This is a genomic window from Paeniglutamicibacter selenitireducens, from assembly GCF_051550675.1.
Taxonomy (GTDB): Bacteria; Actinomycetota; Actinomycetes; order Actinomycetales; family Micrococcaceae; genus Paeniglutamicibacter.
This window is the reverse complement of record NZ_JBPULF010000002.1, coordinates 399,518-422,109: the sequence shown is the minus strand read 5'-3', so window position 1 is coordinate 422,109 and position 22,592 is coordinate 399,518. Positions and strand designations below refer to the sequence as shown.

At 68.5% G+C, this 22,592-nt stretch carries 22 protein-coding genes; 14 read left to right on the top strand and 8 right to left on the bottom strand.

All coding sequences use genetic code 11. From position 1 onward, the window contains the following. Positions 1-15: 15 nt before the first annotated feature. The 8 genes from ACSYDW_RS05395 (at position 16) to ACSYDW_RS05360 (ending at position 6,714) form a co-directional block, all read left to right on the top strand. Positions 16-687 (top strand): NADPH-dependent F420 reductase, encoded by a 672-nt coding sequence (locus ACSYDW_RS05395; protein ID WP_438337681.1) that lies wholly within the window; start codon positions 16-18, stop codon positions 685-687. Between the two features lie 42 nt (positions 688-729). Next, positions 730-1,782, top strand: coding sequence for an LLM class flavin-dependent oxidoreductase (locus ACSYDW_RS05390; protein WP_438337680.1), 1,053 nt, complete (start codon positions 730-732; stop codon positions 1,780-1,782). Positions 1,783-1,852: 70 nt separating this feature from the next. Further along, positions 1,853-2,059, top strand: coding sequence for a hypothetical protein (locus ACSYDW_RS05385; protein ID WP_438337679.1), 207 nt, complete (start codon positions 1,853-1,855; stop codon positions 2,057-2,059). Positions 2,060-2,178: 119 nt separating this feature from the next. Then, positions 2,179-2,763: a dihydrofolate reductase family protein gene (locus ACSYDW_RS05380; RefSeq protein ID WP_438337678.1), complete on the top strand. Its 585-nt coding sequence runs from the start codon at positions 2,179-2,181 to the stop codon at positions 2,761-2,763. A 231-nt stretch (positions 2,764-2,994) separates the two neighbouring features. Then, complete coding sequence (locus ACSYDW_RS05375; RefSeq protein WP_438337677.1) at positions 2,995-4,443, top strand: APC family permease; 1,449 nt, start codon at positions 2,995-2,997, stop codon at positions 4,441-4,443. Positions 4,444-4,492: 49 nt separating this feature from the next. Further along, positions 4,493-5,728: an acyl-CoA dehydrogenase family protein gene (locus ACSYDW_RS05370; protein WP_438337676.1), complete on the top strand. Its 1,236-nt coding sequence runs from the start codon at positions 4,493-4,495 to the stop codon at positions 5,726-5,728. A gap of 141 nt (positions 5,729-5,869) precedes the next feature. Further along, positions 5,870-6,220, top strand: a complete 351-nt coding sequence (locus tag ACSYDW_RS05365; RefSeq protein WP_438337675.1) for an ArsR/SmtB family transcription factor — start codon at positions 5,870-5,872, stop codon at positions 6,218-6,220. After that, a complete protein-coding gene (locus ACSYDW_RS05360; RefSeq protein WP_438337674.1) occupies positions 6,217-6,714 on the top strand; it encodes an SRPBCC family protein in 498 nt (165 codons plus the stop codon). Before ACSYDW_RS05365 ends, ACSYDW_RS05360 begins: the two co-directional genes overlap by 4 nt. Before the next feature lie 20 nt (positions 6,715-6,734). Here ACSYDW_RS05360 and ACSYDW_RS05355 read toward each other — a convergent pair whose 3' ends face one another. Further along, positions 6,735-7,595 carry a helix-turn-helix transcriptional regulator gene (locus ACSYDW_RS05355; RefSeq protein WP_438337673.1) on the bottom strand — a complete coding sequence of 287 codons (861 nt, stop codon included), beginning with the start codon at positions 7,593-7,595 and terminating at the stop codon, positions 6,735-6,737. Between the two features lie 78 nt (positions 7,596-7,673). Between ACSYDW_RS05355 and ilvD the strand changes: the two genes are divergently transcribed. The 4 genes from ilvD (at position 7,674) to ACSYDW_RS05335 (ending at position 12,687) form a co-directional block, all read left to right on the top strand. After that, the gene (ilvD, locus tag ACSYDW_RS05350; RefSeq protein WP_438337672.1) at positions 7,674-9,566 is read left to right on the top strand and encodes a dihydroxy-acid dehydratase; all 1,893 of its coding nucleotides are present in this window, start codon (positions 7,674-7,676) and stop codon (positions 9,564-9,566) included. A gap of 166 nt (positions 9,567-9,732) precedes the next feature. Continuing rightward, positions 9,733-10,914, top strand: a complete 1,182-nt coding sequence (locus tag ACSYDW_RS05345; RefSeq protein WP_438337671.1) for a LolA family protein — start codon at positions 9,733-9,735, stop codon at positions 10,912-10,914. Then, complete coding sequence (locus ACSYDW_RS05340; protein ID WP_438337670.1) at positions 10,911-11,882, top strand: ABC transporter ATP-binding protein; 972 nt, start codon at positions 10,911-10,913, stop codon at positions 11,880-11,882. The genes ACSYDW_RS05345 and ACSYDW_RS05340 overlap by 4 nt, the downstream gene beginning before the upstream one ends. 7 nt (positions 11,883-11,889) lie before the next feature. Continuing rightward, positions 11,890-12,687, top strand: a complete 798-nt coding sequence (locus ACSYDW_RS05335; RefSeq protein WP_438337950.1) for an ABC transporter permease — start codon at positions 11,890-11,892, stop codon at positions 12,685-12,687. Between the two features lie 43 nt (positions 12,688-12,730). Here ACSYDW_RS05335 and ACSYDW_RS05330 read toward each other — a convergent pair whose 3' ends face one another. The 7 genes from ACSYDW_RS05330 to ACSYDW_RS05300 form a co-directional block, all read right to left on the bottom strand. Continuing rightward, positions 12,731-13,000, bottom strand: coding sequence for a hypothetical protein (locus ACSYDW_RS05330; RefSeq protein ID WP_438337669.1), 270 nt, complete (start codon positions 12,998-13,000; stop codon positions 12,731-12,733). 120 nt (positions 13,001-13,120) lie between these two features. After that, positions 13,121-14,092, bottom strand: a complete 972-nt coding sequence (locus tag ACSYDW_RS05325) for a hypothetical protein (protein WP_438337668.1) — start codon at positions 14,090-14,092, stop codon at positions 13,121-13,123. Between the two features lie 133 nt (positions 14,093-14,225). Next, entirely contained in the window at positions 14,226-15,746 is a 1,521-nt protein-coding gene (locus ACSYDW_RS05320; protein WP_438337667.1) for a GMC family oxidoreductase, read from the bottom strand. An 18-nt stretch (positions 15,747-15,764) separates the two neighbouring features. Then, the gene (locus ACSYDW_RS05315; RefSeq protein WP_438337666.1) at positions 15,765-17,192 is read right to left on the bottom strand and encodes an aldehyde dehydrogenase family protein; all 1,428 of its coding nucleotides are present in this window, start codon (positions 17,190-17,192) and stop codon (positions 15,765-15,767) included. A gap of 146 nt (positions 17,193-17,338) precedes the next feature. After that, a complete protein-coding gene (locus ACSYDW_RS05310; protein ID WP_438337665.1) occupies positions 17,339-18,283 on the bottom strand; it encodes an AraC-like ligand-binding domain-containing protein in 945 nt (314 codons plus the stop codon). Between the two features lie 132 nt (positions 18,284-18,415). Further along, entirely contained in the window at positions 18,416-19,249 is an 834-nt protein-coding gene (locus tag ACSYDW_RS05305; protein WP_438337664.1) for an aldo/keto reductase, read from the bottom strand. Between the two features lie 48 nt (positions 19,250-19,297). After that, positions 19,298-20,491 carry an MFS transporter gene (locus tag ACSYDW_RS05300; protein WP_438337663.1) on the bottom strand — a complete coding sequence of 398 codons (1,194 nt, stop codon included), beginning with the start codon at positions 20,489-20,491 and terminating at the stop codon, positions 19,298-19,300. A gap of 155 nt (positions 20,492-20,646) precedes the next feature. On the opposite strand from ACSYDW_RS05300, the gene ACSYDW_RS05295 reads away from it, so the two are divergent. Together ACSYDW_RS05295 and ACSYDW_RS05290 are read left to right on the top strand one after the other, a co-directional pair. Further along, positions 20,647-21,090, top strand: coding sequence for a MarR family winged helix-turn-helix transcriptional regulator (locus ACSYDW_RS05295; protein WP_438337662.1), 444 nt, complete (start codon positions 20,647-20,649; stop codon positions 21,088-21,090). 221 nt (positions 21,091-21,311) lie between these two features. Beyond that, positions 21,312-22,565 (top strand): acyl-CoA dehydrogenase family protein, encoded by a 1,254-nt coding sequence (locus ACSYDW_RS05290; protein WP_438337661.1) that lies wholly within the window; start codon positions 21,312-21,314, stop codon positions 22,563-22,565. Positions 22,566-22,592: the final 27 nt, after the last annotated feature.

The following is a 22,592-nucleotide window of genomic DNA, read 5'->3' as shown; positions in this document are numbered from 1 at the left end:
TAGGGAGAAGGAACGATGGACATCGGCGCACAACAGCAGGTGGCAACCCGCGGGACACTTGGTGTCCTGGGTGCGGGCCGCGTGGGCACGGCCATTGCCCGGCTGGCCCTCGCCGCCGGCTACCGCGTGAAGATCGCGACCTCGAAGCCGGCGGCCGAAAATGCGCTGATCATCGAGATCGTCACCCCAGGTGCCGAAGCCGTCGACGCGGCAGAGGCCGCCGACTCCGACCTGGTCCTCGTCGCGATCCCGCTGCACAAGTACAAGGGGCTCGCCGCCGAGGCACTGGCCGGCAAGGTCGTCATCGACGCGATGAACTACTGGTCCGTCACCGACGGGGACATCGCCGACTTCGAGGCCGACAACCGTTCCTCGTCCGAGGTCGTCGCCGCCCACCTCTCCGGCTCCCGCGTGGTGAAGTCCTTCAACCACATCGGCTACCACGAGATGGAACCCGACGCCTCGGCGCCCGGAACCGCCGACCGCCGCGCGTTGGCCGTGGCCGGAGACGACGCCGAAGCCAAGGAGCTGGTTGCGGGATTCATCGACGCGCTCGGCTTCGATGCCGTCGACGCCGGCGAGCTGGCTGCGGGCAGGGCCTACGAGCCCGGAACCGACGTCTTCAACGGCCGCTTCACCTCCGGGGAGCTCTCCGCGAAACTGCGCGCCAGCCTCGTCTCCGCCTGAGCATTCCCGCATACCCACCCCAGCCTCTCGACCCAAAGAACAATGCACACCATGGAAATCGGCGCCTACAGCTTTGGCGATTCGCAGCGCAACGAGGACGGGTCGCTCCGCTCGACCACCGAGGCGGTGCAGAACCTCTTCGCCGCCATCAAGCACGCCGACGCCGTCGGCCTTGACTACTTCGGCGTCGGTGAGCACCACACCGCCACCATGCCCGCGTCCTCGCCTGGCGCCATGATCGCGGCCGCCGCGGCCGCCACCACACAGATCAAGCTGGGCAGCGCGGCAAGCATCATCGGCACGGACGACCCGGTACGCATCTTCCAGCAGTTCGCCACCGCCGACGCCATCTCCGGCGGCGGGCGCGTGGAGATCACTGCCGGCCGCGGATCCTCGGTGGAGACGTTCCCGCTTTTTGGCTACAGCCTCGAGGACTACGACGACCTCTACGCCCAGAAGCTCGACCTGCTGATGACCATCAACCGGGCACCGGCCGAGGAAGTCACCTGGTCGGGCACCGTGCGTCCGTCCATCGAGAACCTGGCCGTGGTCCCGCGCCCGGCCTCGGGCAGCCTGCCGATCTGGCTGGCCACCGGCGGCAATGCCAGCTCCTCCGCCCGCGCGGGCCAGCTCGGCCTGCCGGTGTCCTACGGTATCATCGGCGGGGCCCCGCAACGCTTCGCCCCGCTGGCCGACCTCTACCGCAAGGCCGGCGCCGCCTCGGGCCACACGCCGGATTCCCTCAAGGTCTCCGTCGGGGCACTGGGCTTCATCGCCCCGACCAAGCAGGAAGCGCTCGACCGCTTCTACCCGGGCTGGCACAACCTGAACGTGGAAATGGGCCGGCTGCGCGGCTGGCCGGCGCCCGACAAGCGCGCCTACCTGGCCCAGGCCGACGCCCCGGGAGCCTACTACGTGGGATCTCCCGACGAGGTTGCCGAGCGCATCGTGCACCTGCACGGCTACCTGGGGCACATGCGCCATTTCCTGCAGATGGACATTGGCGGCATCCCCCAGGAACAGCTGCTCGAGTCGATCACGCTGCTGGCCACCGAGGTCAAGCCGCGCGTCGAACGCCTTCTCGCACAGAAGTAGCGGGGCGCCGGTGGCGGGCGTTGGGCCCGGCCCCGGGCGCCTGTTGCCAAGGGCCGCAAGCGGTGCCACCGTGGAAGCACCAGCAACAACAGGGGAGGGTGTCGTGGGCAACCACCACCATGAGGACGAACGCTACAAGAAGTTCTACGACAGGACCCCGCACGGGGAGGTACCCGCCGACGAGCGCGTGCGCCGGGCCCGGGAAGACGGCGCCGATCCGGTCGAGGCCGACGAACAGGCCCCCTCGCCGGAACCGTCCGGGGAAGCGAAGGCCTAGCCGGACCGCATGCGGGGTACCAGGCCGTTGCCCGGCGGCCGGGCCCGGGGCTACCCTCGAGCCATGACGGCGGTGCCGGCGCCTGCCGGGCACGTGCACGACGGGAGAGGCGGCCGGACATGCGGCAACTGGCGGTTCTGGACAACCTGACCCTCGACGGGGTCATGCAGGGCCCGGGGCGCGGTGACGAGGACACCCGCCACGGGTTCCGCCACGGTGGCTGGGCTCAGCCTTATGCGGACCCGGTGCTAGGCGAGTACCTGGGCAGCGGCATGGGCGAGGCGCACGAGCTCGTGATGGGTCGGCGCACCTGGCAGGATTTCGCGGGCTTCTGGCCCACACAGCTGGGCAACCCGTTCACCGAGCTGCTGAACTCGATCACCAAGCACGTCGCCTCGCGCACGCTGCACGAACCGCTGGCCTGGGCGAACTCGAAGCTGCTGCCCGGTGACGCCGTCGAGGCCGTGGCACAGTTGCTGGAGCGGCCGGGCCCGGACCTGTTGTGCATGGGAAGTGGCAACCTGGTGCAGTCACTCATCGCCTCGGGGCTGGTGGGCGAATACACGCTCCTCATCCACCCGCTGGTGCTCGGCACAGGCGACCGCCTGTTCGCCCCCGGGCTGCCGCGCACCGAACTGAAACTTGTCGAGGCGGTCACCACGACCACCGGCGTGATTATCGCTGTGTACCGGCCGCAGGACTGAAACGCGCCGGCGTTGACAGGCGCAAGTTTGTGTCGAAGAACGTCCCGGACCGGACAAAAAATGGCGCGTTCATGTAGTTGTATGACGCGCAGGGCCGTTCCGGGGCGGTCAGGCCGCGTCATCCTCCGTCGTCAAAGGCAATGCCCGTACATGTGACGGGTCCCCGACACGAAGCGAACCTAATCTGGATCCAATTCCCATTAAGTGATCTTCCGTTCGGAGCAACCCATCATGTCCCAGCAACAGACCCTAGCACCAGCGCCCGCCGGCGCGCCGGATGCCGCAACCGCCCGTCCCCGGTTGCGCGGCAACCTCGGCGTCGCCTCCATCGTCTTCATCGTCGTCGCCGCGGCCTCGCCCCTGGGGGTCATCGGCGGCCCGGTTCCGCTCGGCATCGCCTTCGGCAACGGCGCGGGCTTCCCCTTCTCCTTCGTCATCGCCACCGTGGTGCTGCTGCTCTTCTCCGTGGGCTTCACCCAGATGACCCGCTTCGTGCCGACCGCCGGGGCGTTCTACTCCTACGTCAGCAAGGGGCTGGGTCGCGGGTTCGGCCTGGGCGCCGCCTTCGTGGCGCTGCTGGCCTACCTGGCACTCGAGGCAGGGGTCTTCGGGCTCTTCGGCCCCGGGCTGGCCGAGCTGGTCAAGTCCTACGGCGGGCCCGATCTGCCGTGGTGGGCATGGGCGGCCGTCGGCTTCGTGGCCGTGACGGCGCTGGGCTACCGGAACATCGAGCTCTCCGGAAAGCTGCTGGCCGTGCTGCTCATTGCCGAGGTAGCGATCGTGCTCGTCCTCGACGCAGTCGTGGTGTTCTCCGGCGGCGGGCCCGAGGGCTTCGCCACCGGCATCGTGACCCCCTCGGAAATCGTCTCCGGGGCACCGGGCATGGGCATCCTCTTCGCCATCCTCAGCTTCGTGGGCTTCGAGGCCACCGCGGTCTTCCGCGACGAGGCCAGGGACCCGGACCGCACCATCCCGCGGGCCACGTACATCTCGCTGATCTCCATCGGCATCTTCTACACCATCTCCAGCTGGGTGTTGATCAGCGCCAACGGCGAGAGCGACATCGTCGCCAACGCGACCGAGAACCCGGGCACCATCCTGCAGACCACCACCCAGGCCTACCTGGGCGCCGCCGGCGGACACATCGTGCAGCTGCTCTTCGTCACGAGCCTTTTCGCCTGCATCCTCTCCTTCCACAACATCGCCTCCCGCTACCTGTTCCAGCTCGGCGCCCGCGGCGTGCTGCCCGCACCGCTGGGCAGCGCCCACCGGGTCCACGGTGCACCGTCGGCCGCCTCGCTGGCGGCCTCCGGCACCGTCGCCGTGCTGGTGCTCGTCGCCGCTGTGCTCGGGCTCGACCCGATTGCCCAGTTCTACACCTGGCTCGGCGGGATTTCCTCGGTCGGCATCGTCCTGCTGCTGGCGCTGACCTCTGTCGCAGTGCTGGTCTTCTTCGGGCGCAAGGAACGCGGCGGCCCGGTCTGGCAGCGCCGCATCGCCCCGGCACTGGGGCTTGTCGGGCTGCTGGCCTTCCTTGCCATCATCCTGGTGAACCTCCCGGTGCTGGTCGGTGAGAGCAGCTACGGCCCGTTCTCCATCGGCGTGCTGGTCCTGCTGGGTGCGGCCCTTGTCGCCGGCCCCGTGGTGGCCGCGGGCCGCCGCACCGTGGTCCTCGACTAGCACCGGCACCGCCTCACCCCTTCAACCGCACGTCTTTCCAGGAGCACCCATGAGCACCGTCCTTTCACCGCAGGCCCCGGCCTCCACGAACCTCTGGTCCGGCCACGCCGACGCCGCCGAGCTGGAGCAGTGGAGCGCCGTGGCGCAGACCGTCGCCACCGAACTGGCCCGTGGCGCCCTGGAGCGCGACCGCGAAGGAACCGACCCGCTGGACGCGCTGGAACTGCTGCGCACCCACGGGCTGGCGGGCCTGGTGGTCCCGGCCGTCCACGGCGGCGCCGGTGCGCACTGGGAAACGGCCTTCCGGGTGATCCGGATCCTGGCGCGGGCCGATGCCTCGGTGGCGCAGATCCTGGGCTACCACTACCTGAACTCCTCGTGCCTCGGTTTCTACGGGGCGGGCCGCGACCAGTCGGCGTGGTTCCTGAACATCGCCGAACGGAAGGAGCTCTGGAGCGACGCGCTGAACCCCGTCGACCCGGACCTCGAACTTGTCGCAGACGGAACGGGTTACCTGTTGACCGGGCTCAAGCGTTTTGCCACGGGGGCATCGGCCACCGACGTGATCATCTCCGCGGCGCAGGCCAGCGGCGGCGTACACGACGGCCGCGTGGTCATCTTCGCCGTGGAGCGAGGGCGTGCGGGCATCGGTTTCCCGGGGGACTGGGACCACCTGGGCCAGCGCGCCTCGGCCAGTGGTTCCGTGCGCTTCGAGGCGGTCCGCGTGGAGGAGGCGGATATCGTGGGGTTCGATGACGGCAGCGCGTTCTCCACCGTGGTGACCCCGGGCGTTCAACTGCTCTTCGGGAACATCTACCTGGCTGCCGCCGAGGGCGCGCTGGACCAGGCCCGGGACCTGACACTGGCACGCCCCAACTCCTGGTTCCTCTCCGGGGTGCAGGCCTACGCCGAGGACCCGCTGGTGCACCGCACCTTCGGTGAGCTCGTGGCCAGGACCCAGGCCGTTGAGGCCCTCGCGGACAAGCTGAACCGCCGCTACGACGAGGTCATCGGCCTGGGCGGCGCTGTGACCGAAGCGGACCGCGCACGCCTCGAGGTGGAGGTGGCCGGGCTTAAGGTCGTCTCCACGGAGACGGCGCTCGAGGTCACCAGCCGCGTGTTCGAGGTGACGGGTGCGAGTTCGACAAAGCGCTCGGTGGGCCTTGACCTGTACTGGCGCAACATCCGCACCCACTCGTTGCACGATCCCGTGGACTACAAGAAGATCGAGGTCGGTGCGTACTTCCTCAACGGAACGGTGCAGCCGATCTCGCTCTACACCTAAGGATCTGTTGCCCGGTCCGGCCCGTCCCCGCACCCGGGGGCGGGCCGTCGTGCTTTGCGGGGAAAGGCAGGGGCGCACGCGGGCAAAGAGGTTCGTGAAACCCCTTGCCCAGCGGCCGGCCCCGGCGTAACCTACAACCAAATGGTTGTATATGAATTGAGCGAAACCGAGATCGACCGCATCTTCCAGGCCATGGCGGATGCGACCCGGCGCGACATCATCAAGCAGGCGATGCAACGGGAACAATCGGTCTCCGAACTGGCGAGGCACTACCGGATGAGTTTCGCGGCCGTGCAAAAGCACGTCGCGGTCCTGGAAAAGGCCTCGCTGATCACCAAGGAAAAGCGCGGAAGGGAGCAGATCGTGCACGGAAACCCGGACATGCTGCGCCGCGCGGCGCAACTGCTCGACGCCTACGGGGAGATCTGGCGGCAGCGCGCGAACCGCATCGGGGAGATCCTCTCCGAACCAGACAAGGGAACGGAACCATGACCGTCATCAGTTCACACCAGGACACCGAAAACCTCTCGCTCACCTTCGTCGCGGAATTCGCGGCGGACCTCGAGCGCGTCTGGCAGGTCTGGGAGGACCCGCGGCAGCTCGAGCGCTGGTGGGGCCCGCCGACGTGGCCCGCCACGTTCGTCCGCCACGAACTCGTCGCCGGCGGCGAATCCCGCTACTACATGACGGGCCCGGAGGGCGAGAAGTCCCGCGGCTGGTGGAAGACCACAGCCGTCCAGGCCCCCTCGTCACTCGAGTTCGACGACGGCTTCGCCGGGGACGACGGCGAGCCCAGCGGGTTCCTCGGCACCACGCACTGCACGGTGACCCTCGAGGGCGACGGCGCCACCACCCGGATGACCACCCGGAGCACCTTCGAGAGCCTGGAACAGCTCGAGGAAATGCTCAAGATGGGCATGGAGGAGGGCATGCGTGAGGCCATGGGCCAGATCGACGGGCTGTTGGCGCTGCGTTCGGGCGCCTAAGCGGCGCCGCCCCGCGCGGCTCAGCCCGCGGGGACCGTGTCCTCGTGGGGGGCGGTCCCCGCGACCAGCTCGCGGATCCGCTCCCTGGTCGGGGTACCGGCCACCGGTGCATACATGACAAGGTGCAGGTCCGGTGCGTCGGAGGGCACCAGCCGGTGTTGTTCGAAGACCAGCTCGCCGGCGAGCGGGTGCAGGAAGACCCGCTGCCGGGAGGCGAAACGCTCCACCCCGCGGTCCGCCCACAGCTTGGCGAATTGCGGGTTGGCTTCGCCCAGCCGCTTGATGAGCGCCTTGTGGGCCGCCGACCCCAGGCGGGCGCCGGCCTCGGCGCGGAACTCGGCCACGAAGTGCCGGGAGGTTTCCTCCCAGTCGGGCAGCATCTCGCGCAGGTGCGGGTCGGTGAAGATCAGCCAGAGCAGGTTCCGCTCCTGCGGCTGCGCCGTGGCGATTCGCGCATAGAGGCCCTCGTAGGCGCGGTTCCATCCGGCGATTCCCCAGTCCGGCGCGACGGCAAAGGCCGGGAAGTCGAAGGTCTCGAGCAGCCGCTGCAGGTGGTCCGGCGCCTGCTCGATCGGCACGGCCTCGGTGGCCGGAGCCGGCGTGTAGCCGCCCATGGCCAGCAGGTACGAGGTCTCCGCCGGGGTCAGGGCGAGCACCCGCGCGATCGATTCAAAGACCTGCCGCGAGGCATTGATGTCCCGGCCCTGTTCAAGCCAGGTGTACCAGGTGACGCTGACGGCGGCAAAGGAGGCAATTTCCTCCCGGCGCAGGCCCAGCGTGCGGTTGCGACCGATCGGCGGCAGTCCCAATTCGGCGCGGACCAGGTTGCCGCGCCTGTCGCGCAGGAACTGCCCCAGTTCCCGCCTGCGTTCATCGCTCATTGACCTAAATCTATCACTGCCACTACTAGTATTGGCACCGTCTTCCGGCCCGCTCGCGTTCTTTGGTTAGATGGTTCCATGCCTGAATTACGTTCACGAACAGTCACCCACGGCCGCAACATGGTCGGCGCCCGCGCCCTGCTCCGCGCCGCCGGAGTCAAGGGCTCCGACTTCGGAAAGCCGATCATCGCCGTCGCCAACAGCTTCACAGAGTTCGTGCCCGGGCACACCCACCTCCAGCCCGTGGGCCGGATCGTCTCCGACGCCATCATCGAGGCCGGCGGCATCCCGCGCGAATTCAACACCATCGCCGTCGACGACGGCATCGCCATGGGCCACGGCGGCATGCTCTACTCGCTGCCCTCCCGCGACCTGATCGCCGACTCCGTCGAGTACATGGTCAACGCCCACTGCGCCGACGCACTGATCTGCATCTCCAACTGCGACAAGATCACCCCGGGCATGATGATGGCCGCCATGCGCCTGAACATCCCCACGGTGTTCGTCTCCGGCGGCCCGATGGAGGGCGGCACCGCCGTGCTGGTGGACGGCACCGTGCGCAAGCGCCTGAACCTGATCTCCGCGATCGCCGACGCCGTCAACGACTCGGTCTCCGACGAGGACCTGCTGAACGTCGAGGAAAATGCCTGCCCCACGTGCGGTTCCTGCTCCGGCATGTTCACCGCCAACTCGATGAACTGCCTCACCGAGGCCCTGGGCCTCTCGCTGCCGGGCAACGGAACCACGCTGGCAACGCACACCGCCCGCAAGGACCTCTACGAGGACGCCGGCCGCGCGGTCGTGGAGATCACCAAGTCCTACTACTTCGACGGCGACGAGTCGGTGCTGCCGCGCGCCATCGCGGACCGCCCCGCCTTCGAGAACGCCATGACCATGGACATCGCCATGGGCGGCTCCTCCAACACCATCCTGCACCTGCTGGCCGCGGCGCAGGAGGCCGAGCTGGACTTCACGCTCGACGACATCGACGAAATCTCCCGCCGCACCCCCTGCCTGACCAAGGTCGCCCCCAACGGCGACTACCTGGTCGAGGACGTCCACCGTGCCGGCGGAATCCCCGCCATCCTGGGCGAGCTGGACCGCGGAGGCCGCCTGAACCACAACGTCCGCTCCGTGCACAGCACCGACCTGCGCAGCTGGCTCGACGACTGGGACATCCGCGGCGGCAAGGCCACCGAGACGGCGATCGAGCTGTTCCACGCGGCCCCCGGCTGCGTGCGCTCCGCCGAGGCGTTCTCCCAGTCCGAGCGCTGGGACACCCTGGACCTGGATGCCAAGAACGGCTGCATCCGCTCCATGGAACACGCCCACTCCGTCGAGGGCGGCCTGGCCGTGCTGCGCGGCAACATCTCCGCCGACGGCTGCGTGGTCAAGACCGCCGGCGTCGACGAATCGATCCTCACGTTCTCCGGCCCGGCCGTGGTCTTCGAGTCCCAGGACGACGCCGTCACCGCGATCCTGAGCAAGGAAATCGTTGCCGGCGACGTCGTGGTGATCCGCTACGAGGGCCCGCGCGGCGGCCCGGGCATGCAGGAAATGCTCTACCCGACCTCCTTCCTCAAGGGCCTGGGCCTGGGCGCCAAGTGCGCGCTGATCACCGACGGCCGCTTCTCCGGCGGCACCTCGGGACTCTCGATCGGCCACATCTCCCCGGAGGCAGCGGCCGGCGGGGCCATCGCGCTGGTGGAGAACGGGGACACCGTCTCCATCGACATCCCCTCGCGCTCCATCACCCTTGAGGTCTCGGAGGACGAGTTGGAGCGCCGCCGCGCGGTGCTCGAATCCACCATCGGCTACCAGCCGCGCGACCGCGACCGCGTGGTCTCGCCGGCGCTGCGTGCCTACGCGGCCTTCGCGCAGTCCGCTGACAAGGGTGCCGTGCGGTACGTGCCGCCGATCGGCCAGCCCATCGGCCAGCCTGCTGCCCAGCCGGTGGCAACCCTGGCCTAAGGGCCGCCGGACGCACCAGTGGCGCCTCACGGAGGACGGGATTACCCCGCCTTCCGTGCGGCGCTTTGTGCTGTTTGTGCCGGGGCGTCGCCATCGGTGTCCCGGCGGCGTACCGTGGAAGTACATGCGCGCACGTGCGCACGTACCGATGTCGGGATTGATGGCCATGAAACCCGTAGCAGCCAAGAAATGGATACCAGCGGCGGCGGCGCCCGTGCTTGTCGCCGCGATCGCCGTGGGGGCCGGTACCTCCGCCCGGGCGGAGACGGCGCTGGAGCCCAAGTCACCGCAGGAAGTCCTGGAGATGATCGCGAACTCCAAGGACACCGACTTTTCCGGGAACCTCACCGCGGCCTTCGACCTGGGCCTGCCGCAGCTGCCCGACGGAGAGGGGTTCGGCCCCTCCGATCCGGGCGCGTCCGGGGACCTGGGGGAGTCCGGCCCCGGGGAATCCGGCGCCGACAAGCTGGCCCACATGCTTTCCGCGCTGTCCGGAACCCACGAGGCACGCATCTACGCGGACAAGCCGGACAAGCTCCGGCTGCAGGTCATGGACGGCATGGACGAGCAGGACTTCATCCGCAACGGCACCGAACTGTGGCACTGGGACTCGGCGACAAACACCGCGGAGCGGGCCACCCTGCCCGAGGATGGCATGGGGCACTGGGAAGGCGGCGGCAACGGGGAATCGATGACACCGGGCGAACTTGCGCAGAAGTTCCTGGCCGACATCGACCCGAGCACCATGGTGGAGGTCAACGGGGACGTGAGGATCGCGGGCCGCGATGCCTACAGTCTGGAACTGACCCCGCGCACCGAGGACACCCTGGTGGCCGGTGTCGGCATCGACGTCGATGCCGATACCGGCGTGCCGCTGGGCGTCACCGTGGACGCGGTGGGCCAGGAGGAACCTGCCATCTCCATCGAGTTCAGCTCCTTCACCCCCGAAACCCCTGACGCGGCCCGGTTCGACTTCACCCCGCCGGAGGGCGCCACGATCCGCGAACACGACATGTCCGAACACATGCGGCAGCGGGACATGGGCCACATGGGCATGAACAACGAGGACATGAACCACAAGGACATGGGCGATGGCATGGCCAAGGACGGCATGCGCGGAAAGCCGGAAACCGTGGGAACGGGTTGGGAAACCGTGGCTGTGCTTTCCGGTGAACAGGTGCCACCGGACCTGCTGGACTCCGCAATGCTGGACCAGCTCGCCGTACCCGTCGAGGGCGGTCGGCTCCTGCACACCGCGCTGCTGAACGTCCTTGTCACAGACGACGGGGAAGTGCTCGTCGGTGCCGTACCCGAGGCCCGGCTGCAGGCCGTGGCCGACGGCCGGTGAGCGACCCGCCCCGCGACGGGGAACCCGCCATCCAGACCTTCGGGCTGGGCAAGAGCTTCGGCAAGCGCCGGGCCGTCAACAACCTCGACCTCGAGGTGCCGCACGGATCGGTCTTCGGGTTCCTGGGCCCCAACGGGTCCGGGAAGACCACCACCATCCGGATGCTGCTCGGGCTCGCCACGCCCGGCAGCGGCAGCATCAACCTGCTCTCGCGACCCATGCCCGCGGCCGCGGCCCAGGTGCTTCCCCGCGTCGGCGCCCTGATCGAGGGGCCCGCCTTCCACCCCTACCTCTCCGGGCGGGCCAACCTGGTCCGCATGGATTGCGCCGACACCACCTCGGACCCGGCGACCCGGCGTGGGCGCGTGGACTTGGCGCTGGAGAAGGTCGGCTTGTCCAAGGCCGCCAAGCTGGCCGTGCACGCCTACTCCCTGGGCATGAAACAACGCCTGGGTATCGCCAATGCGCTGTTGCGCGAACGCGACCTGCTGGTTCTCGACGAACCGACGAACGGCCTTGACCCGCAGGGCACCCGCGAGGTCAGGCACCTGATCGGGGCACTCGCGGCCGAAGGGACAACCATCTTCGTCTCCAGCCACCTGCTCAGCGAGATCGAGCAGATGTGCACCCATGTGGCGGTGATGAGCACCGGAAACCTGCTGGCCCAGGGGACGCTGGCGCAGTTGCGGTCCGGCGGGCGCAACCGGCTGGCGCTGCGCACCCCGGATGCCGCGCTCGCCTTGGGCGTGCTGGCGGGGCTGGGGCTCGAGGCAACGCTCGACCCGCAGGACCACGGCACCGATGCCATGCTGGGTTCGGTGCTTGCCGAAGGGGCTCCGGAGGCCGAGCGGATCGTGGCAGAGCTGGTGGCCGCCGGCGTGCGCGTGCGCGGCTTCGGCGTGGAACCGGCCAGCCTGGAGGAACGCTTTGTGGAGATGACGGGGGAGGGGTTCGACCTTGCTCAGTAGCGGATTGATGCGCTCGGAACTCGCGCTGCTCTTCAGGCGCCGCCGCACTTGGGCCATGCTGCTGGCGCTGGGGGCGGTGCCGGTGCTCATCGCCGTGGCCGTCAGGCTCACCTCCGGTCCGCCGTCCGGGCGCGGCCCCGCGTTCCTGGACAGGGTGGCGGGCAACGGATTGTTCGTCGCCGTCACCGGTCTGCTGGTGTGCATCCCGCTCTTCCTGCCGCTGACCGTCTCGGTGGTTGCGGGGGATTCGATCGCCGGGGAGGCTGGTGCCGGGACGCTGCGCTACCTGCTCACGGCCCCCGTTTCGCGCCCGCGGCTGCTGCTTGTCAAGTACGTGGCAGCGGTGGTCTTCTGCCTGGCCGCGGCACTCATGGTGGCGCTGTGCGGGGTGCTGGTTGGCTGGCTGCTTTTCCCCGTGGGACCGGTGACCCTGCTCTCGGGGGACACGATCGGCACCGCCGGCGCGTTGGGGCGGGTGGGTCTCATCGCCGCCTATGTGGCGCTCTCGCTGCTGGGGCTGGCGGCCGTCGGCCTGTTCATCTCCACACTCACGGACGTGCCTGTCGGTGCCATGGCGGCCACGGCGGTGCTTGCCGTCACCGCGCAGATCCTGAACCAGCTGCCGCAGCTGGACTGGTTGCACCCGTGGCTGTTCCCGCACCACTGGATGGGCTTCGCGGACATGCTCCGCGAGCCCATCCTGTGGACGTCGTTCGGCGAGAATGCCGTGCTGCAGGGCGGCTACGTGTTGGTCTTCGGGGCGCTGGCCTGGGCCAGGTTCGCCACCAAGGACGTCTTGTCCTGAGCCGCCGCCGGCATCCCGAGGGAGGCCCGGCTGTCGCTTGGGACTACTTCGTGGACATGCCCGGGCGGATCGGCACGAACTCGACGACCTTGTTGCGTGCCAGCGGCTTGCCCTTGTTGCGGTCGAAGCCCTTGGCATCCAGGTCGTTGGCCAGGCGGAATGCCTTGTTGGCTTCGGTGCGCAGTTCGTTCAGGCGTTTGCCGCTGTATTCCTCGGTGCTGCCATCGGTGAATTCGACGGTGACGCGGACGCCGGCCGGATAGATGGCGCGCATGCGGATGTTGCCGTCGGAGTCCTGCTTGAGAGTCAACATATGGGGTTTCGCCTTTGTGGGAGTGCGGTTCGGTTCCCAGCCATTTTACTGCCGGCTGCAACGCGACACCGGAAGGCCGGGGAGACGCGCCGGTCCGATCGCAGGCAGGGGGCCGTTTGGTCAGAGCCGGTTGAATGTTTGGCGCAGCAATTCATCGTACTGCTGCAGATCGAAACGATAGGACAGCCCGTGCGGGAAGAGGTGGAATGGCTCGGCGAACCCGGTGTCATGTGCCTGGAACCCGTCCCAGAGGACAGTGCGCTCAAGCCGCCTGACCCGGGCAGTGATAGCACCGCGATCGACCTTGAGGTGCTCACCGACCAACAGCGGAACCCTGCCCGGATATTCGGCAAAAGCGCGCTGGCCCAGGAGCATCTCCAGGATCTCGCCACCCGCCGGGCCGTAGGGGGTTCCGCGTTCGTGGACGGGCGAATGCACCAGGCCGGAAAGCCTTCTGCGCTCTTGCTTCGATTTCACCCGTCCCAGGGATTTCTGCAGGATCCGGGCCAGCGGCAAGCCGTCGACCGTCCATTGCAGCCCTTCCCTGGGATCGTGGAGCCGAAGGCTGCGCCGGGATACCCCGGCCCCGATGCCCAGTGCCGCGGGCTTGGGGAACGCCGTGAGGGAGTGTGCCTCGGCGAAGACCGCGCGCAGGTACACTCCGAGGTCGTCGAGGGCCTTCTTGTACGCGGCCCGCTCAAAGGTGAAGGGGCCGATGTCATCCAGCGGGTCGGGTTCGTTGTCTTCTTCGGGGTCGGGTTCGGAATCGGGGTCGTTAGTGAAGTCCGACCACACCACGACGTTCGCCGATACTGTGACCCTGACGTTGACTCCGCCGCATCCCTCGTCCAAGCACGAGGAGCAGAAATACAGCCACACGCGGTCCCCGTCCAGGTCGGCTGGGGCCTCGCCCTTGAGCCGCCGGATCTGTTCCAGCGCCGCATCGAGGTATGAGCCGCGCCGCAGCAAGGTCAGGGGGTCATGCGCGGGATTCGACGGGGCAAATACCAGCCCGCGCAGGAAACGGCCGTCGATGACGAAGTCGAAGCCACCCGTGGGGTCGGGACGAAGTTCAAACGTGTTGACGTGCACGACGCGCCTTCCTCGGGATCCGGTGGCTCGGGGTCGGGACCTTCCCCGCGGCTTCCACGATAGATCACCGGTTCGGGTGCGTCGGTGCACGTCGCGGGACCTCCAAAGGCCCGCGCCGTGCACCGAGGTTGGTTCAGGAACCGATGAGCACCGCGGCGGCGCGTTCCCCGATCATCACCGAGGGCGCATTGGTGTTTCCGGTGGGAACCAGCGGCATGATCGAGGCATCCGCGATCCGCAGGCCCGAGAGCCCGTGGACCCGGAAGGTGCCCGGGTCCACGACAGCCAGCTCGTCGACACCCATCTTGCAGGTGCCAACCTGGTGGTGGTACGTCACCACGGATTCGCGCACATACTGTTCAAGGTCGTCGTCGGAAACCTCGGGACCGGGGTAGATTTCCCGGGGCTCCCAGCCGGCCAGCGCCTGGGTGCGGCCGATCTCGCGGCATTGGCGCACCGAGGCCACCAGCGCATCGACATCGGCCTGCTCCGAGAGGGCGCCGAGGTCGATCAGGAGCGGGTCCTGCTCGCCGGGGCCGCTGAGCGTGATCTCGCCGCGGCTTTGCGGGCGGACCAGGCCGCCGAGCATCGAAAAGGCGTTGTCCGGCCCGGTCATTTCGCCCGGCCCGAATCCCTGCGAATACATCGGGACCGAGAAGAAGATCGGCTGCGTGTCGGCCACGGGAAGCCCGGGCCGGCTCTTGGCAAAGAAGTGGACCTCCGCTGGGGCCACGTCGCCCATCGGAACCGGCTTGGCGTCGGTGGCGAAGATGACGGGGGAGAGCAGATGGTCCTGGAGGTTCTTGCCGACACCGGGCAGGTCGTGCACCGGCTCGATGCCTGCCTCGCGCAGTTCGCCGGCCGGGCCGATGCCCGAGCGCAGCAGGATCTCCGGGGAGTTGATGGCCCCGGCGGCCAGCACGGTTTCCCCGGCGCGCAGCGTCTTCCGTTCGCCGTCGTGGTCGAACTCGACGCCCACCACGTGCCCGTCCTCGACGAGAAGGCGCCGCACGTGGGCGCCGGTGAGGATCGTCAGGTTGGGGTGCCCGGCCACCGGCTTGAGGTAGGCGTGCCAGGTGTTGAACCGCTTGCCGTCGCGCACGTTGAGCTGCATCCGGGAGACACCCTCCACGTCACCTGAGTTGTAGTCATCGTTCAGCGGGATCCCGGCCTCCACGGCGCCCGCCAACATGTCTTCCTGGATGGGGTTGCGTGCGAAGTCCTGCACGACGTCGAGCAGCCCGGCATCGCCGCGGGTCTGCGAGGAACCGCCGTCGAAGTTCTCGATGGCCTTGTACACGGGCAAGACATCGTCCCAGCCCCAACCGGCGCACCCCTCCTTCTCCCAGGCTTCGTAGTCCCGGCGGTCCCCGCGCACCCAAATCGTCGCGTTCAACGCGTGCGAGCCGCCCATGACCTTGCCGCGCGGCAGGTGGATGCGGCGGCCCGCGGCCCCGGCCTGTGCGGTGGTGTAGTAGTCCCAGTCCTGTTCGCTGTGCCAGAGCAGGCCGAGGGTGTAGAGCTGGGCGATGTTCGGGTTGGTGTCCGCCTCGCCTGCTTCCAGCACAGCCACGCGCTTCCCGGCATCCACCAGGCGTCGGGCTATGACGTTGCCGGCCGAGCCGGCGCCAACCACGAGGTAATCGAATTCCATGTCTGTAGTCCTGTCGTCTTAGTAGCTGATGACCTGGGGCTGGCCCAGGTGCTTGAGGCCTTCGGAGCCGAACTCCAGTCCGTATCCGGACTGCTTGGCCCCGCCGAACGGGACCCGCGGGTCAACGGCGCCGTGCTTGTTGATCCACACCGTGCCGGCCTCGATGCGGGCGGCCACCTCGCGGGCGGCATCCTTGTCGCCGGACCAGACCGAGGCGCCGAGGCCCACCTCGAGCCCGTTGGCCATCTCGATGGCCTCATCCAGGTTCGAGTACTTGATGATCGGCAGGGCCGGGCCGAACTGCTCCTGGGCGACCAGCGGGTTCGAGTTCTCGATGTCCGCGACAAGCGTCGTCGGGTAGAAGAAGCCGGGCTGGCCGGCCTCCGGGTTTCCGCCCAGCAGGATCCGGGCGCCCGCGTCCTTGGCCTGCTGCACGAGCGAGGAAACGATGTCGAACTGCGCCTTGTTCTGCAGCGGACCCAGCACGTTGTTCTCGTCCAGCCCCACGCCCATGGGCATCTGCGAGGCGACTTCCGCCAGTGCCTCGCACACCTGCTCGTAGAGGTCTTCGTGCACGTAGAGGCGCTTCAGGGCCGCGCAGGTCTGGCCGGTGTTGATGAAGGCGCCCCAGAACAGGTCCATGGCGATGGCCTTCGGGTCCGCGTCGGGCAGCACGATGCCGGCGTCGTTGCCGCCGAGCTCCAGGGTGACGCGCTTGACCGTGTCCGCGCTGGAGCGGATGATGGCCTTGCCCGTCGCTGTGGACCCGGTGAACATGATCTTGTCGATCCCCCGGTGGGTGGACAGCGCCTCGCCGACGTCGCGGCCGCCGGAGACCACCTGCAGCAGGTCCTGCGGCAGTGCGGAGTTGATGACGCGGGCGAGGGCGAGCACCGAAAGCGGGGTGTATTCGGAGGGCTTGAGCACCACGGTGTTGCCCATGCGCAGGGCCGGGGCCAGCTGCCAGACGGAGATCATCATGGGCCAGTTCCAGGGGCCGATGGCGCCGACCACGCCCAGCGGGCGGTAGTGGAGTTCGGCGCGGCCGCCCTCGTCATCCACCAGCACCTCCGGATCCAGGGCGAAGGCGGCCGTGGCACGCAGCCATGCGGCGCAGGCGCCGACCTCGAACCGGGCATTGGGCCCGTTCAGCGGCTTGCCTTGTTCGCGGGAAAGCAGCACGGCCAGTGCCTCGGCGTTGGCCTCGACGGCATCGGCGGCGCGGTTCAGCGCCTCGCTGCGTGCGGCGTGGCCCTGGGCGGCCCAGGCCGGTTGCGCCGCGCGGGCGGCGGCGACGGCCGAATCGAGGTCGGCGACGGTGTGCTCCGGTGCGCGGCCCACGGGTTCGCCGGTGGCCGGGTCGAGGATGGTCCGTCCGCCGGTTGCCGGTTCGATGGCGGCCAGCAACTCCGCGTCGGTGGCGAATACTGTAGCTTCGGTGGTCATGGCGCACTCCTTGGGGTGAAGGTCGGCCGTTGGCGTCGGCCTGAACGGTTCTCACTCCCAGTGTGTCGCGTGCCACATGTTTGTGGCTTGGCTTTCCCCGTACACTTCTTGGCTTCCCGCGCCCCGGGGCGCCCGCGGCGGGAACGCTAGTGCTGGAGGGCCGCGGGATTCCGCCGGTACTGGCTTGGCGGGAGCCCGTAGGTGGCGCGGAAGACCCGGCTGAAGTGCGCGCCGTCGGCAAGGCCCCAGCGGGCCCCGATCTCTCCCACGGAAACGTCTTCGCACAGCGGGTCGGCCAGGTCCCTGCGGCATTGCTCCATCCGGCGTTCCCGGATCCACCCCGCCACCGTGAGGCCGGCGGCGGAGAAGACCTTTTGCAGGGTCCTTGTGGCGATGTGGTGCGCCCGCGCAATGGACTCCGGGCCCAGCAGCGGGTCCGCAATGTTCGCCTCGATGTGGTGCTGGACCCGGCGCAGCATGCGTGCGTTGGTGTCCGTGGCCTGGTCGGGCCGCGAGTAGATCTCGTCGGCAAGCATGGTGGAGAGCAGGTCGACGATGTTCAACGCCAGACGGTGGCCGATGGGGCTCTTCAACCGGGGCAGTTGCGCCGCGATGTTGGCCACGAACGGCGTGACGGCCTCTGCGAGGTGGTTGCCCTTGCCCATGCGAACCGCTGTGAGCTCGGAGACGTCATCGACCGAGAGCCCGAGCAGGTGCCGGGGAAACATCAGCACCAGGGTCTCGAACGGGTCGTCGAAGGTGAGGGTGTAGGGGCGTTGGGTGTCGTAGATCGCGACGTCGCCTGGCTGCAGCACCGCTTCCCTGCCGTCCTGCAGGAGCTGTGCGTGTCCGGAGAGCTGCAGGCTCAATTTGTAGTGCCCCGTCCCGCCGCGGGCAAGGAGTTCGGGGGAGCGGAGCACCGTTTGCGGCCCGGCCTCCAGGCGCATGATGCCCACGTCGTGCATCGTGCGGCCGCTGAGTTGGCCGCTGAACGGCCCCCTGCGCACGGGTTCGGCTTCCAGCGGCACGAACGTGTTCGAGATCATCGTCTTCCACGCCGAAAACGAATCTGCCTGCTGGACCTGATACATGGAAACCCTTTCATGCGGCACTCTTCTGTAGCCTACGCCACACGGGTGCCGCCGGGCTCGGGGCGCTTCATGCGCCGGGGTCCCGCGACATGGCGATGCCCCGGCGCATGAAGCGGGCCGGCGCGTTGTCGGTCAGCCGTTGAAGGTGCCGGGGTGCGGACCGGTGCGCCCGTCGCGCTCGAGTGCATCAAGGGCCGCGACTTCCCCGCCACTGAGCTCGAACCCGAAGACGTCGAAGTTCGAGGCCATGCGCGAGGCCGTGACGGACTTGGGGATCACCACGTTGCCGCCTTGCAGGTGCCAGCGCAGGACCACCTGGGCCGGGGTCACCCCGTGCGCAGCTGCGGCATCGAGCACCGCGGGTTCGCCCAGTGCCGCGCCCTGGGCCAGCGGGCTCCACGCCTCGGTGGCGATCCCGTGGGCGCGGTTCACCGCGGAGGTTTCCCTGTTCTGCAACAGGGGGTGGAGTTCGACCTGGTTCACCGCGGGGACCGTCCCGCCCAGGGCGATGATCCGTTCGAGCTGCTCGGGAAGGAAGTTGGAGACGCCGATCGCGCGGGTCAGCCCCTCGGCCTGCAATTCCTCAAGCACCTGCCACGATTCGAGGTAGGCGTCGGTGTCGGTGCCCGGCCAGTGGATGAGGTAGAGGTCCACGTAGTCGAGCCCGAGCTTCTCCAGGCTGGCGAGCAGCGCCGCGCGGGTCTTCCCGCGGCCCAGGTCCGCGAGCCACAACTTGGTGGTCACGAACAGCTCCGCGCGGGGGATGCCGGATTCGGCCAGTGCGCGTCCTACGCCGGCCTCGTTTCCGTAGATCGCTGCGGTGTCGATGCTTCGGTACCCGGTTTCCAGGGCCTTGGCTACTGCGGCGGTGGTTTCCTCGTCGGAGACCTGGAAGACCCCGAAGCCTAGCTGGGGCATGGTGATCCCGTTGTTGAGCGTGATCGTGGGGACGGTGGTGGTGTTCATAGCGTTGGTTCCTTGGGTTGATGGTGTTTGGTGGTGGGGAACAGGTGGCTAGGGGGCCGGTACGGAAACCGGTGCCGGTTCCGGGGTGGGGGCTAATTCGCCGCCGCGCACCCGGACGGCAAGCAGCAGGACCATCAGCCCCGCGACGGTGATCGCGGCACCGGCCCACAGCGGGGACGTGTAGCCGAGTCCTGCGGCAATGGCCAGGCCGCCGACCCACGCCCCGAAGGCGTTGCCGATGTTGAAGGCAGCGATGTTGGCGCCCGAGGCCAGGGTGGGTGCGTGTGCGGCATGGTTCATGATGCGCATCTGCATCCCGGGAACCGTGGCGAACCCGACCCCGCCCATGAGCACCAGGGCGATGACGGTGGCGACCTGGTTTTCGGCGGTGAGTGCGAAGCCGGCCAGGACCACCGTGAGGACCACCAGCAGGGTGATGAGGGTTTTCGGCAGGTTCCTGTCCGCCGCGCGGCCGCCGAGGATGTTGCCGACGAACAACCCGACCCCGAAGAGGATCAGCAGCCACGGCACAGCGCCCGGGGCGAATCCGCCGACGCCGGTGAGCGTGAAGGCGATGTAGGTGAAGGCGCCGAACATGCCGCCGTAGCCCAGGATCGTGATGAGCATCGACAGCCAGACCTGCGGGTTGCGGAAGATGGTGAATTCGCCAAGGACCCCGGTGTTGGTGGAGCGGGCGAGGTTGCCCGGCACCAACAGCACGATGCCGGTCAGTGCGACGACGCCGATGGCCGTGATGGCCCAAAAGGTGGCGCGCCATCCGGCGGCCTGGCCGAGCATGGTGCCCAGGGGCACGCCCAGCACGTTGGCGATGGTGAGTCCCGCGAACATGAATGCGATGGCCCCGGCGCGCTTGGTGGCCGGCACCAGGTCGGCGGCGACGACCGAGCCGATGCCGAAGAACGCCCCGTGGCACAGTGCGGCGACGATGCGTCCGAGCATGACCAGCTCGTAGCTCGGGCCTGTGGCCGAGAGCAGGTTGCCGACGATGAACAGCACCATCAGGAACAACAGGGATTTCTTGCGGTCGAAGCGCCCCAGCAGGGCGGTGAAGATGATGGCGCCGATGGCCACGGCGAGGGCGTACCCGGAAATCAGGTACCCGGCGACGGTTTCGGTAACCCCGAAGTCGGCCGCCACCTCGGGCAGCAAGCCCATGATGACGAATTCCGTGAGGCCGATGCCGAAGCCGCCAAGGGCCAGGGCGTAAAGAGCAACAGGCATGAGAACCTTCTGTGTGGATGGGGGGAGGCGGGTGCAGCTGCGTACCGGCCGGATACGTTCGTTGCGTGTGCAACTACTGCATGAGCAATGATTGCACGCGCGGCATATCCGCGCAAGGTGGTAGTCTTGTGGTGTAGAGAACGGAAGGTTCGACCATGGGAATCAAGGACGACGCTGTACAGGTTCGCGCGCAGGGCTGGCGTACGCTTGCCGCGCTGCACAACCTCATTGAAGGCGAGCTGGAACGCGCGCTGCAGGCCAAGCACGGCCTGTCGGTGGTTGAGTTCACGGTGCTCGATGCCTTGGGGCGGCAGGACGGCTGGCACATGCGCATGGCGCAGCTCGCCCGCGCCGCGGCACTCTCCAGCAGTGCCATCACCCGCCTGGTCACGCGCCTCGAAGACCGTGGCCTGCTCACCCGCATCCTCTGCATGGACGACCGCCGCGGTATCTACACCGAACTCACTGCGGCCGGCGAGAAGCTGCTGAACGAGGCGCACCCGACCCACGACGCGGTGTTGCGCGAGGCGCTCGAAAGCGCCGCCCGGGTGCCCGAACTCCAGGACCTTGTCACCGCCGTCGCGCCCGGCGACGACTGAGGCCCGGCGCGGGTCGCGGTGCACCCGGCACGCCCGTCCGTGACGGAACAAGACCTTGCATGACGGGACGTGACATGGAAACCCGCGGAACACGACGGCCAACGGGCCGGTCCTTACCCCGCGTGAAGCGGGCGGTGTACAGCGCTTCCGCGGGTTCCTAGGGTTGCATGTATTCGTGCGAACGAAAACATGCAAACCACGCCCGGAAGGAACCGCCCAGCATGACAAGCACCGACCTCGAGGCACCGCCACGCACCCGGATCGAACGGCTCGAGGAGCGGTTCGCACCGTTGTTTGCCGCCATCGCGGCGGGGGCCGCGGAACGCGATGCCTCCCGCAGCCTGCCCCGTGAGTCGATCAGGGAACTTGCCGCCGCCGGGTTCGGTGCCCTGCGGGTGCCCGAATCCCACGGAGGCGCCGGAGCCACCCTGCCCGAGCTCTTTTCCCTGCTGACGTCCCTGGCCGCCGCCGATCCGAACATCGCCCAGGCACTGCGCGGGCACTTTGCGTTCGTGGAGGACCGGCTCGTCGCGCAGGAAGGTTCCGAGCGAGACGCTTGGCTTGAACGCTTCGCGGCCGGGGACCTCGTGGGAAACTCCTGGACCGAGGTCGGCGCCGTGGCCCTGGGCGAGGTGAACACCAAGGTGTCCCCGGACGGCAACGGCGGTTTCAGCGTGACAGGGACCAAGTACTATTCCACCGGCAGCATCTTCGCCGACTGGATCGACACCTACGCGGAGCGCACCGACACCGGGCAACGCGTCATTGCCGTCGTCAAGGCCCACCAACCGGGGGTCGCCCTGGGGGACGACTGGGACGGGTTCGGGCAACGCACCACAGGCACCGGCACCGCGACCTTTGCCGCGGCGTCGGTGGAACCGGGGAACCTCATCGACTTCGACACCCGCTTCAAGTACCAGACAGCGTTCTACCAGGTCGTGCTGCTCGCGGTGCTGGCCGGCACGGCCAAGGCCGCGGAACGCGATTTCGCCTCCGAGCTCGGTGCCCGCAAGCGCACCTTCAGCCACGGCGCAGCGGCCCTGGCCAACGAGGATCCGCAGCTGTTGCAGGTCATCGGCGAGGTGTCGTCCGCCGCGTTCGTGGCGGCCGCGGCCGTCGATTCCGCCGCAGTGGCACTGGAGGGCGCCTACCGGGCGGCGGTGGCCGTGCGTGCGGGGGAGCTGGGCGTCGATGACGAGGAAGCCGCGAACGACGCGGCCGAGCTCGCCTCGGCCCAGGCACAGGTCGCGCTGACCCCGTTGGTCACCAACGCCCTGTCGCACGCCTTCGACGCGCTGGCTGCCTCCGCCACGAGCACCTCGAAGAACCTGGACCGGCACTGGCGCAATGCGCGCACCGCCGGAAACCACAACCCCTGGGTGTTCAAGGCCCGGCTGGTCGGGGAAAACGCCGTCCACGGTTGGGCCTTGCCGCGCGTCTGGGCCATCGGGGCCTCGGGCGGCAAGCGGGCCTGAGTGCCTGAACGCCGCGGGGCGGGTGCG

What these genes read in the sequence shown, in the direction of transcription:
- ACSYDW_RS05395 (WP_438337681.1), top strand. Translation starts at nt 16, where the DNA reads ATGGACATCGGCGCACAACAGCAGGTGGCAACCCGCGGGACACTTGGT.
- ACSYDW_RS05390 (WP_438337680.1), top strand. Translation starts at nt 730, where the DNA reads ATGCACACCATGGAAATCGGCGCCTACAGCTTTGGCGATTCGCAGCGC.
- ACSYDW_RS05380 (WP_438337678.1), top strand. Translation starts at nt 2,179, where the DNA reads ATGCGGCAACTGGCGGTTCTGGACAACCTGACCCTCGACGGGGTCATG.
- ACSYDW_RS05375 (WP_438337677.1), top strand. Translation starts at nt 2,995, where the DNA reads ATGTCCCAGCAACAGACCCTAGCACCAGCGCCCGCCGGCGCGCCGGAT.
- ACSYDW_RS05370 (WP_438337676.1), top strand. Translation starts at nt 4,493, where the DNA reads ATGAGCACCGTCCTTTCACCGCAGGCCCCGGCCTCCACGAACCTCTGG.
- ACSYDW_RS05365 (WP_438337675.1), top strand. Translation starts at nt 5,870, where the DNA reads ATGGTTGTATATGAATTGAGCGAAACCGAGATCGACCGCATCTTCCAG.
- ACSYDW_RS05360 (WP_438337674.1), top strand. Translation starts at nt 6,217, where the DNA reads ATGACCGTCATCAGTTCACACCAGGACACCGAAAACCTCTCGCTCACC.
- ACSYDW_RS05355 (WP_438337673.1), bottom strand. Translation starts at nt 7,595, where the DNA reads ATGAGCGATGAACGCAGGCGGGAACTGGGGCAGTTCCTGCGCGACAGG.
- ilvD (WP_438337672.1), top strand. Translation starts at nt 7,674, where the DNA reads ATGCCTGAATTACGTTCACGAACAGTCACCCACGGCCGCAACATGGTC.
- ACSYDW_RS05345 (WP_438337671.1), top strand. Translation starts at nt 9,733, where the DNA reads ATGAAACCCGTAGCAGCCAAGAAATGGATACCAGCGGCGGCGGCGCCC.
- ACSYDW_RS05335 (WP_438337950.1), top strand. Translation starts at nt 11,890, where the DNA reads ATGCGCTCGGAACTCGCGCTGCTCTTCAGGCGCCGCCGCACTTGGGCC.
- ACSYDW_RS05330 (WP_438337669.1), bottom strand. Translation starts at nt 13,000, where the DNA reads ATGTTGACTCTCAAGCAGGACTCCGACGGCAACATCCGCATGCGCGCC.
- ACSYDW_RS05320 (WP_438337667.1), bottom strand. Translation starts at nt 15,746, where the DNA reads ATGGAATTCGATTACCTCGTGGTTGGCGCCGGCTCGGCCGGCAACGTC.
- ACSYDW_RS05315 (WP_438337666.1), bottom strand. Translation starts at nt 17,192, where the DNA reads ATGACCACCGAAGCTACAGTATTCGCCACCGACGCGGAGTTGCTGGCC.
- ACSYDW_RS05310 (WP_438337665.1), bottom strand. Translation starts at nt 18,283, where the DNA reads ATGTATCAGGTCCAGCAGGCAGATTCGTTTTCGGCGTGGAAGACGATG.
- ACSYDW_RS05305 (WP_438337664.1), bottom strand. Translation starts at nt 19,249, where the DNA reads ATGAACACCACCACCGTCCCCACGATCACGCTCAACAACGGGATCACC.
- ACSYDW_RS05300 (WP_438337663.1), bottom strand. Translation starts at nt 20,491, where the DNA reads ATGCCTGTTGCTCTTTACGCCCTGGCCCTTGGCGGCTTCGGCATCGGC.
- ACSYDW_RS05295 (WP_438337662.1), top strand. Translation starts at nt 20,647, where the DNA reads ATGGGAATCAAGGACGACGCTGTACAGGTTCGCGCGCAGGGCTGGCGT.
- ACSYDW_RS05290 (WP_438337661.1), top strand. Translation starts at nt 21,312, where the DNA reads ATGACAAGCACCGACCTCGAGGCACCGCCACGCACCCGGATCGAACGG.